At 66.4% G+C, this 10,353-nt stretch carries 12 protein-coding genes; all 12 read left to right on the top strand.

Annotation, left to right across the window (positions count from 1 at the left end; genetic code table 11):
* The 12 genes from rsmD to rnc all read left to right on the top strand — a co-directional run bounded on the left by rsmD (nt 1) and on the right by rnc (nt 10,353).
* Nucleotides 1-594, top strand: coding sequence for a 16S rRNA (guanine(966)-N(2))-methyltransferase RsmD (rsmD, locus tag GT590_RS06120; RefSeq protein ID WP_009608378.1), 594 nt, complete (start codon nt 1-3; stop codon nt 592-594).
* A gap of 26 nt (nt 595-620) precedes the next feature.
* Entirely contained in the window at nt 621-1,103 is a 483-nt protein-coding gene (gene coaD, locus GT590_RS06115) for a pantetheine-phosphate adenylyltransferase (RefSeq protein WP_009304514.1), read from the top strand.
* A 186-nt stretch (nt 1,104-1,289) separates the two neighbouring features.
* Nucleotides 1,290-1,763 (top strand): hypothetical protein, encoded by a 474-nt coding sequence (locus tag GT590_RS06110; RefSeq protein ID WP_009304513.1) that lies wholly within the window; start codon nt 1,290-1,292, stop codon nt 1,761-1,763.
* Entirely contained in the window at nt 1,764-2,321 is a 558-nt protein-coding gene (locus GT590_RS06105) for a DUF177 domain-containing protein (protein WP_114519654.1), read from the top strand.
* A gap of 129 nt (nt 2,322-2,450) precedes the next feature.
* Nucleotides 2,451-2,822 carry a GntR family transcriptional regulator gene (locus tag GT590_RS06100; RefSeq protein ID WP_114519655.1) on the top strand — a complete coding sequence of 124 codons (372 nt, stop codon included), beginning with the start codon at nt 2,451-2,453 and terminating at the stop codon, nt 2,820-2,822.
* Nucleotides 2,815-3,678 carry an ABC transporter ATP-binding protein gene (locus GT590_RS06095; RefSeq protein WP_114519656.1) on the top strand — a complete coding sequence of 288 codons (864 nt, stop codon included), beginning with the start codon at nt 2,815-2,817 and terminating at the stop codon, nt 3,676-3,678. The genes GT590_RS06100 and GT590_RS06095 overlap by 8 nt, the downstream gene beginning before the upstream one ends.
* Nucleotides 3,675-4,382, top strand: coding sequence for a hypothetical protein (locus tag GT590_RS06090; RefSeq protein ID WP_114519657.1), 708 nt, complete (start codon nt 3,675-3,677; stop codon nt 4,380-4,382). Before GT590_RS06095 ends, GT590_RS06090 begins: the two co-directional genes overlap by 4 nt.
* Nucleotides 4,383-4,602: 220 nt before the next feature.
* Entirely contained in the window at nt 4,603-6,045 is a 1,443-nt protein-coding gene (locus GT590_RS06085; protein WP_368854012.1) for a chloride channel protein, read from the top strand.
* Nucleotides 6,017-7,798 carry an ABC transporter ATP-binding protein gene (locus GT590_RS06080; RefSeq protein WP_368854013.1) on the top strand — a complete coding sequence of 594 codons (1,782 nt, stop codon included), beginning with the start codon at nt 6,017-6,019 and terminating at the stop codon, nt 7,796-7,798. Before GT590_RS06085 ends, GT590_RS06080 begins: the two co-directional genes overlap by 29 nt.
* A 140-nt stretch (nt 7,799-7,938) precedes the next feature.
* Nucleotides 7,939-8,118: a 50S ribosomal protein L32 gene (rpmF, locus tag GT590_RS06075; RefSeq protein WP_009304505.1), complete on the top strand. Its 180-nt coding sequence runs from the start codon at nt 7,939-7,941 to the stop codon at nt 8,116-8,118.
* Between the two features lie 294 nt (nt 8,119-8,412).
* Nucleotides 8,413-9,435: a phosphate acyltransferase PlsX gene (gene plsX / locus GT590_RS06070; protein WP_114526180.1), complete on the top strand. Its 1,023-nt coding sequence runs from the start codon at nt 8,413-8,415 to the stop codon at nt 9,433-9,435.
* 72 nt (nt 9,436-9,507) lie between these two features.
* Nucleotides 9,508-10,353 (top strand): ribonuclease III, encoded by an 846-nt coding sequence (rnc, locus tag GT590_RS06065; protein WP_009304503.1) that lies wholly within the window; start codon nt 9,508-9,510, stop codon nt 10,351-10,353.

The following is a 10,353-nucleotide window of genomic DNA, read 5'->3' as shown; positions in this document are numbered from 1 at the left end:
ATGAGGATCATCGCAGGCGAGTTTCGCGGGCGCACGCTCAAGGCGCCGAAGGGGGAGGGCACCCGCCCCACCACCGACCGCGTGCGCGAGGCCATGATGAGCACGGTGCACAGCGCGCGCGGTGGATTCGACGACGCGGTGGTGCTCGACGCGTTCGCAGGGTCGGGCGCGCTCGGCCTGGAGGCGCTCAGCCGCGGGGCGCGCAGCGTCCAGTTCTGCGAGCGCGGGGGCGAGGCGCTGCGGGCGCTCAACGCGAACGTGAGGCTGCTCGGGCTCGACGCGCGCCGCGCGCGCGTGCGCAAGGGCGACGTGCTGAAGGACGTGCCCTACGCGCGTCCACCGTTCGACCTCGTGTTCCTCGACCCGCCGTACGCATGCGCCGCCGCCGAGGTGCTCGGGCTCGTCGTCGCGTTGCGCACGCGCGCGGCGCTGTCCGACGATGCCATCGTGGTGTACGAGCATGCCTCGGCGGCGAACGACGAGGTGGAGGAAGCGGCAAAAGCGCGCGATTTGTCTATTGCGCAGCGCAAGAAGTACGGGGATACTGTCGTGGACGTGCTGCGCGCTACAGCGCTGCACGATGCGATCGACTGAAACCAAGAAGGAACGGAAAGCCTTACATGAAACGTGCACTGACGCCCGGAACGTTCGATCCTATCACGAGCGGACACCTCGATGTCATCACCCGAGCAGCGCAGCTGGTGGACGAGGTCGTCGTCGCCGTGGCGGCCTCGCCGAAGAAGAAGCCCCTGTTCTCCCTCGAAGAACGTGCCGAGCTGGTACGTCGGGCGACGAGCCATCTGCCCAACGTCCGCGTCGAACCGTTCGACGAGCTGCTCGTCGACCTTGCGGCGAAGCTCGACGCCACCGTGGTCATCAAGGGCCTGCGCGCAATCACCGACTTCGAGTACGAGTTTCAAATGACCGCGCTCAACTACCAGCTGAACCAGGAGCTGGAGACGTTGTTCATCATGTCGCCGCCGCAGTACATGTATCTGTCGTCGTCTATCGTGCGCGAGATCGCGAGCCTGCACGGCGACGTGGCGCAGTTCGTTCCCGCATGCGTGAACGAGGCGTTGCTGAAGAAGTTCGGCGACGCGTAGAAACTGCCCGTTAGCAGGTCACGGTTTCGCGTCGGCGCGGTTCCGACCGGGTAAAATGTGCGCGCTTTGTGCATTGGAGGTTGGCTTTCCCAACAGACATGCTAGAATATTGCGACGCATGCACGCGAGGATACCCGTGCGCGCCAACGCAGATGAAACGCAGCACGCCTGGGTGGAAGGACAATCATGGACGAAACAGGAGTCTTGGGGCTGTTGGAAGAGCTCTCGATTCTGCTTGAGGACTCTAAGCCGGTTTTCGGCAAGGGCAACATGCGCCAGGTCGACATCGCCGCGGCGTTCGAGATCATGGATGAGATCCGCGACACGTTCCCCAGCGAGTTCGCTCAGGCCCGTCAGATCGTTCGCGAGCGCCAGAGCTTGCTCGACGATGCCGAGGCCGAGGCCAACCGCATGATCGAGGATGCACGCAGCCAGGCCATGACCATCGCCAGCGAGCAGGAGATCGTCCGCATCTCCCAGCAGCAGGCCGACCAGGTGCTCTCCGACGCCCGCGAGCTGGAGCGCCAGACCCGTGCCGGCGCCGAGGACTACGCCGACGAGGTGTTCGGCCATGTCGAGCAGAGCCTCGATACGCTGCTCAACAACGTGCGGCGCTGCCGTGATCGCTTGAACGCCAATTCTTTGGCCTCGGGGCGCTAAATGGACGCGCTCCGCATCCAGGTACCCCACGAGCTCTTCGCTCCGGCGGAGAGTTCTCATTTTGAAGGCTCGATCGCCATCCCCGTTATGAAGGCCGGCCCGGATCTGTACGATTTCGCGGGGCCGCTTGCCTGGCAAGCGGACATCTCCAACACCGGCGACGCGCTCCTGGTCACCGGCACGGTTGAAGGCGAGGCCAAAACGGCTTGCGCGCGCTGCCTCGACGAGGTTTCGTTCCCGGTGACGGGCGAGATCGAAGGCTATTTTCTGCTCGACGAGACGAAGGCTGCGCCCGAGGATATGGACGAGGACGAGTTCGACGTGCTGCCCGCCGACAAAGTCATCGACCTGGAACCGCTCATCACCGCGGCGCTGCTGCTGGAGTTCCCTCTGATCCCGTTGTGCGACGAGGAGTGCAAGGGCCTCTGCCCCCAGTGCGGCGCGAACCTGAACGAGGGCCCCTGCGGCTGCGAGCCCGCCGCAGACGACGATGACGATACGCCGCCGAACCCCTTCGCCGCGCTCAAGGACTTTCCCTTCGGCGAGCCGCAGAACTAGCTTCGCACGACCGAACGCCCGCCCTTCACGGCGGGCGTTCTTTTTTCTCTCCTTGACAACCCGTCGTGCGCTCTCTAGAATGCTAGTTAGTTACTTAAGTAACTAACTAGCAGAGAGGAGGCGCGCCGCATGAACATCGACCCGGGAAGCGACGTCCCCTTGTTCGTCCAGATCGCCGAGGGTATCGAGGAGGATATCTTCACCGGCTCGTACGCCGAGGGAGACCGCATCCCGTCGACCAACGAGCTGTCCGCGCTTTTGGGCATCAATCCGCACACCGTCCTCAAAGGCATGAACATCCTCGTGGACGAGGGCATCATCTACAAGAGAAGGGGGATGGGCATGTACGTGCAGACGGGAGCCGGCGCGCTCGTGCGCGCCAAGCGCCGAAACGCGTTCGACGAGCGGTTCGTGCAAGCGCTTGTCGCCGAGGCGAAGAAGCTCGGCCTGACGAAACAGCAGGTCGTCGACCTGGTGGAGAAAGGATACGACCATGCGTGAGATACGCGTCGACCATGTGTCGAAGTCGTTCGGCAAGGCGAAGGCCCTCGACGACGTGTCGCTGTCCTTCGAACACGGGAAGATCCACGCGCTGCTCGGACGCAACGGGGCGGGGAAGTCGACGCTGCTGGGCCTCATCGCGAACCGCCTGGTTCCCACGAGCGGCCGCATCCTCGTGGACGGCGAGCCCGCCGCCGACAACGCGCGGGCCCTGACCAAGCTGTACTGCATGAACGACAAGAAGATGTATCCCGAGAACCTGCGCCTCGACAACCTGTTCGAGGAGATGGGGCGCTTCTACGAGGGGTTCGACCGGACGGACGCCGCCCGGCATGCCAAGGCGTTCGGCCTGGACGCGCGCAAGAAGATCGGCGCGCTGTCCACGGGCTACCGCTCCATCTACCAGCTGGTCGTCGGGCTGTCGCTGGACGTGGACTACCTGCTGCTCGACGAGCCGGTACTGGGCTTGGACGCCAATCATCGCGAGCTGTTCTACAAGCTGCTGCTGGACGATTACCTGGAGAAGCAGCGCACGGTGATCATCGCCACGCACCTCATCGAGGAGGTGGCGAACCTCGTGGAGCAGGTGACCATCGTCGACCGCGGGCGGGTGCTGCTGGCCTCGTCGGCCGAGGAGCTGCGCGCGAGCGGCTACAGCGTGTCGGGGCGCACGGCGGACGTGGCCGCCTACTGCGCGGGGATGGAGGTGCTCGACGTGGAGGAGCTGGGCGGCTTGAGCGTGGCGTACGTGCAGGGCAAGCCCGACGCGGCGCGCCTGAACGAGCGGCTGGACGTCGCGCCGCTCAACCTGCAGAAGCTGTTCGTGAAACTGACCGAGAAGGAGGAAGCGCGATGAGGAAGTTCAAGGCGATCGTCCGCTATCAGATGGTCGACATCCTGTTCTCGATGAGCGTGTTCTTCATCGTGTTCGCGGCCTGCTTCGGGCTCGGGTGGGCGATCATCGCGTTCGCCGGCGAAGGGGGCACGCCGTTCAAGGGCATGTACCTGTGGATGTGCGTGTTCTTGGGTCTGTGCGGCGGCATATCGTATTCCATCGACTTCAAGTTCGCGCTGCAATGCGGCGTGACCCGCGCACAGGCGTATCTGAGCACCGCGCTGTCGTTCGGCGTGGTGGCGCTCGTCTTCGCCCTGGTCGACCAGCTGCTTTTGGCGGTGCTGCCCCTGTGGGGCGAGCAGTCGATCGTCGCGCTGTACGGCGAGGGCTACGGGCCGGGGCTTCTCGGCTTCGCTTGGACGCTCGCGTTCAACCTGGCCATCGTGTTTCTGTCCTACGCGCTGGTGGTGTTGCACGGACGCGTGGGGAAGGCTCCGTTCTTGCTGGGGCTTCTGGCGTTCGGCCTCCTGGCGTTCGTGCTGGTGCCCACCGTCTTCCAGGTGGTGCCGGGCGCGGCCGACGCCGCGGGGGCGGCTCTTCTCCCTGCGCTCGGGTTCACGGCCCACGGGATCGATTTGGCGAACCCCATCGCGCTGTTCGCCGTCGTCGCCGCGCTGTCGGCGACGGCCGCCTACCTGCTGACGCGCCGCGCGGAAGTGCGCTGACGCCTGCGTCCGACGCTCCCGATAACGCATCTTCGCTCCGAAAACACGCTCCAGATGCTGAGGCGTGTTTTTCGGGCGAAGATGCGCTTCCCGACCCGCCGCGGCGCGCCGGCAACGCAGCGGCTAACGGAGCGCGACGGTGCGGCAACCTCCTCCCGCCGCGCCCGTCCTTCCACACGACGGCTCCGTACCATGGAGCGGATGTGCAAGCATTCGGAGCATGACGGGAGGCGAGGCGCGCGTGGATGCACGCAACGATCGGCGGGAGGGACCTTCGCGCGACGGCCGTACGGCCCTCGGGCGGCTCTCGCGGCGCGCGTCGTTCGTCCTCGTTGCGGGCGCAGCGGGCGCCGCCTCGTCCATCGTGCTCACTCTGTCCACGGGGTTCGCGCAAAGCCTTCCGGCCCGTTTTCCCTGGCTGCTGCTGGCGCTGCCGGTCCTCGGCGCGCTGTCCGTGGGGCTGTATCGTCTGCTGCGCCTGCCCGCGGCCCTGACCACCGAAGGCGTCGTCGACGAGCTGCGCGCGGGCCGTCGCGTCCCGGGAAGCCTTACGGTCGGGATACTGGGCGGCAGCTGCCTTACGCTGCTGGGCGGCGGCTCGGTCGGCATGGAGGCGGGCGCGCTGCAGATGGGCGCGTCGACGGGCTCCGTGCTGGGCCGCGCGTTCAAGCTGCCGCCCGCGCGCGGCCGCGACGGCGCTTCCGACGGCTATCCGGGCGCCATCGGCATGGCCGCGGCGTTCAGCGCCCTGTTCTTCGCCCCGTTGGGGTCGTGCATGTTCGTGCTGGAGCTCGTGCGCTTCGACCGCGCGGTGCTGCGGCATGCGCCCGCCATGCTGGCAGCCGCCCTCGTCGCCTACGCCATCGCCCGCGCCGTCGGCATCGGCGACCATATCCCGCGGGTGGCGCTGCCCGGCCTTTCGTGGGCCGTCGCCGCGCACTGCCTGCTGGTGGGCCTGTGCTGCGCCGTGGGCGGCGCGCTGTTCGCCGCCTGTCTGCGCGCGCTGCGCCGCGCGATGCGCCGCCGGGCAAAGGCTCGTCCGTTCGCGCTGGTGGCCGTGGGCGGCCTTGCGTTCGCGGGTATCGTGCTGGCATGCGGCTGGCAGGCGTTCCAGGGCACGGGCATGGGCCTTCTGCGCGGGGCGCTTGCGGGAAGCGCCGCTCCGGCCGACTTCGCCGTGAAGGCGGGGCTCACCGTGCTCGTGCTCGGCTTCGGCTTCAAGGGCGGCGAGATCATGCCCATGTTCTCCATCGGAGCGCTGCTGGGCTGCTCGCTGGGGCTGGCCACGGGCGCGCCGGCGGGATTCTCGGCCGCGGCGCGGCAAGCGAGCTCGCGCGCGTGCGCCGGCGTGCGCGGCGCGACGAGCCGTCGCTCGAGGAGGATCGATGAGGATGCGCGAGAACGAGCGGCAACCGCGGCGCCGCGTTTACGCGAAGCCCGTGAAGCGCCGGGCCCCGCGCCGATTCGAGGCGCTCGGGGCTCGAAGGAGCGGTACAATGTGGGGCATGGAAACCCTGAAAAAGCTCAAGCAGAAGGCGGGCCCGCGCGAAACCGAGCCGTCCGCCGGCGCGGCGCCGGAGCAAGGCGCCGCGTCCTCGACCGCCCCGGACGCGAGCCCGGTCTCGGCGCGTCAGGTGCTCGCGAAGTTCGCGAGCTATTATAGACCCTATACCTTCCTGTTCGTGTTCGATCTCGTGTGCGCGACGGTGCTGGCCTGCGTCGACTTGGCGTTCCCCCAGTTCCTGAGCTTCTTCACGAAGGACTTCTTCCAAAGTTCGCCCGAGGCTATCATCGGCTCGCTTTGGTGGATCGCGCTCTTGTTCGTCGTGCTGTACGGCGTGCGCACGGCCTGCCAGTACTTCATCACCAGCTGGGGCCACATCATGGGCGCGCGCATGGAGGCCGACATGCGTATGGACCTGTTCAAGCAGTACCAGCGCCTGAGCTTCTCCTATTACGATCGCAACAACACCGGCGAGATGATGAGCAAGCTGGTCACCGACCTGTTCGACATCTCGGAGCTGGCCCATCACGGGCCGGAGAACCTGTTCATCTGCATCCTCAAGATCGTGGGCTCGTTCGCGCTGCTGTTCCTGATCAACGTGCCGCTGACCGCCATCATGCTGGTGGCGACGCTGCTTCTGGCCGCGTACTCGTTCTGGCGCAACTACCAGAAGCGCGTCATCTTCACCGAGAACCGCAAGAAGATGGCCGACATCAACGCGCGCCTGCAGGACTCGCTCGGCGGCATCCGCGTGGTGAAGTCGTTCGGCAACGAGCCGGTGGAGATCAAGAAGTTCGACCGCACGAACGCTCGCTTCGTGGCCACGAAGGAGAGCTCGTACAGGTTCATGGGGTCGTTTCATGCGGTGAACTCGCTGTTCATCGGCGTGCTGTACACGGTTACCATCGTGGGCGGCGGCTACTTCGTGGCCACGGGCGGCCTTGCGGTGTCGGACCTGGCCATCTACGCGCTGTACATCGGCATCTTCATCTCGCCCATCGAGCAGCTCATCAACTTCGTCGAGACGTTCCAGAAGGGCTACGCCGGGTTCCGCCGCTTCATGGAGGTGCTGGCCGTGCGCCCCGACATCGCCGACGCGCCCGACGCGGTGGACCTGGGCGCCGCCGAGCGCGCCCGCTGCGGCGGCCCGGATGGGCACGTGGCCGGCGAGGTGCGCTACCGCGACGTGCATTTCAGCTACGACGGCGTCCACGAGGTGCTGCGCGGGCTGGACCTGGCCATCCCGGCGGGCGCGACGGTGGCGCTCGTGGGGCCGTCGGGAGGCGGCAAGACCACCACGTGCTCGCTCTTGCCCCGTTTCTACGATCCGGAGCGCGGCTCAGTGGAGATCGACGGCATCGATATCCGCGCCGTCACCGTGGAGTCGCTGCGCGACGCCATCGGCATCGTGCAGCAGGATGTGTACCTGTTCGGCGGCACCATCCGCGACAACATCGCCTACGGGCGCCCCGACGCCACGACGGCCGAGATCGTGGAGGCGGCGAAGCGCGCCAACATCGACGCATTCGTGCGCGGGCTGCCCGACGGCTACGACACCTACGTGGGCGAGCGCGGGGCCCGCCTGTCCGGCGGGCAGAAGCAGCGCATCGCTATCGCGCGCGTGTTCTTGAAGGATCCGCGCATCCTCATCCTCGACGAGGCCACGAGCGCGCTGGACAACGAGAGCGAGCGGGCCATCCAGAAGTCGCTCGAGGAGCTGTCCGCCGGGCGCACGACGCTCGTCATCGCGCACCGCCTGTCCACCATACGCGGCGCCGACCTCATCGCGGTGGTGGAGGACGGGCGCGTGGCCGAGCGCGGCACGCACGAGCAACTGTTGGCCCTCGGCGGCACCTACGCCCACTATTATGAAATGCAGTTCGGCCCGGTGGAGCAGGGCGCGGTTTTGTGAAACCTGGGTGCGGATTGGATTTTGCGGGTGATCGGGGCTTGCGGCGCGGGTTCTCGTTTGGTACTATACCGTTTCGCGTGTTTACTTAAGCGAGAACGAGCGATCGTGATCGCTCGGCTTAAAGAAGGAGATAGAGAATCATGGCAGTACCTAAGCGCAAAATGGGCCGTGCCCGCACCCACGCCCGTCGCAGCACCAACGACAAGATCGCGGCGCCCTCGCGTTCCGTGTGCCCGCAGTGCGGCGAGGTCAAGCTTCCGCATCGCGTGTGCCCGAACTGCGGCTTCTACAAGAACCGCGAAGTCATCGAGACGGAGTAGCGTACCGTTCATGCGCGCGCGTTCTGCCGCCGCGCATTGACAAGCCTCCTCGCACATCGCGCTTCGCGTGCGATGCGCCGGGAGGCTTTTCTTGCATTCCGCCGTTCTGCGAACGGCGGAACCGCTCGACACTGCGAGGCTTTGATGCACCTGATCTTGCCCTTGCGCGTTTCCTCTTCGCGTATCGAAGCATGCTTCCTCGAAGGGGTCGGCGCTGTGCCGCGTCTGCGCTGGCGCAATATCAGGTACCTCAAAGCCTCTCGCTGACCGATACGCGAGAGTGAGGTTTTCGATATGTCTGACGAAAAGGTCGTTGTTGCCGTCGATGCCATGGGGGGCGACGATGCTCCCGGCGTGGTGCTCGACGGCGTCGCCCAGGCGCTTGCCTCCGACCCTGCCCTCGAGATCGTCCTGTGCGGGCCTGCCGACGTGGTGGAGCCGTTCGCCGCCGCCCACGAGCGCTGCACGCCGCAGGCATGCAGCGAGGTCATCGCCATGGCGGAGCATCCGGCGAACGCCGTGCGCAAGAAGAAGGACTCGTCCATCGTCGTGGGCTGCCGCCTCGTGAAGGAGGGCGCGGCGCAAGGCTTCTTCTCTGCCGGGTCAACCGGTGCCTGCCTGGCCGCAGGCACGTTGGTGATGGGTCGCATCAAGGGCGTCGCCCGCCCTGCGCTGGCCACGGTCATCCCGTCGCCCGTGCGACCCGTCGTCATGTGCGACATCGGGGCGAACGCCGACTGCAAACCCGAGTACCTCGTACAGTTCGGCCAGATGGCGTCGATCTACGCGGAGAAGGTTATCGGCATCGAGCATCCTCGCGCCGCGCTGCTCAACATCGGCGAGGAGGACACGAAGGGCTCGCAGTTCGCGCAAGAAGCGCACGGCCTGCTGAGGGAGCGGCTGTCGAACTTCGCAGGCAACGCGGAGGGCTCCGATATCCTTCCTGCGAACTTCGACGTCATCATCACCGACGGCTTCACGGGCAACGTATGCCTGAAGACCATCGAGGGCACGTCGAAGACCCTGTTCAAGACGCTCAAGAGCATCATGATGTCCACACCGCTCACGAAGCTGGGCGCTCTGGCCATAAAAGGAGGCTTGAAGCAGCTCATGGCGCAGGTGAGCCCCGATACGTACGGCGGCGCCCCTCTTCTGGGCGTGAAGGGCGCGCTTCTGGTGGGGCACGGCTCGTCCAGCGCGCTGGCGGTGAAGAACGGCGTGCTGACCACGGCTCGCATCGCGCGAACCGGCGTATCTGATATAATCGCGCAAACGGTGGCAACGCCCTGCGCCGCCGAAGCGACGGAGGGCGAGTAGGCCATGCCCGATCAATCGTGGAGCCCTTCCCCTGCACCTCGTCAGCAGCCTGAACGAAAGCCCGAGCATGCCATGACCTTCACCGATGAACAGCAGAGAAAACTGGCGGTAGCGCAGGAAATCCTCGGCTACCGTTTCGCGGACGAGCAGCTGCTGCTTTCGGCTATCACGCATCCTTCCGCCACCGAGGGCAAATCGGTCAAGTACTCCTACGAGCGCCTCGAGTTCCTGGGCGACAGCATTCTGGGCGCCATCGTGGCCACCATCGCGTTCGATCGGTTCCATGATCTGGACGAAGGCGGCCTGACCCGCATCAAGGTTGCGCTCGTGTCGGGCGCGAGCCTCTCCGACGTCGCCGAGCGACTGGGCTTCGCCGACGTCATCGTGTTCGGCTCTTCCGAGACGGGCACGGGGCGGCGCGGGCTGCATTCCGCGCTGGAGAACGTGTACGAGGCCGTGGTGGCCGCGTTGTTCTTGGACGGCGGCATCGAGGCTGCGGAGGGTTTCGTGCGCGCCACGTTGATCCCCCGCATGTCGGCCGACATGGCGCGCGAGCCCGAGAATCCCAAGAGCGCCCTGCAGGAGAAGCTGCAGGAAGACGGCATCACGCCCACGTACAAACTGGTGGAGACCCAAGGCCCGCCGCACGACCGCACGTTCGTCGCGCAGGTGTTCGCCGGCAGCCAGGGGCTTGCCCGCGGCACGGGCCGTACGAAGAAGGAAGCCGAGAGCCAGGCTGCCAAGAGCACGCTCGCCCGCCTGGGCGAGTTCTTCGGCCTGGGAGTGGACGGCGAGGCCCGCGCCGAGAAGGCCGAGGCCGCCAAACAGGCCAAGGCGGAGAAGGCCGCCGCGCGCGCCGAGGAGAAGGCCCGCAAGAAGTCCGAGCGCGAGCGCGCGAAGCAGCGCAAGCAGGGGTAG

The sequence above is a fragment of the Eggerthella sp. BIOML-A1 genome (assembly GCF_009875595.1).
Classification (GTDB): Bacteria; Actinomycetota; Coriobacteriia; order Coriobacteriales; family Eggerthellaceae; genus Eggerthella; species Eggerthella lenta.
The sequence above is the reverse complement of the archived record's forward strand: the minus strand, read 5'-3'. Positions and strand labels throughout refer to the sequence as shown.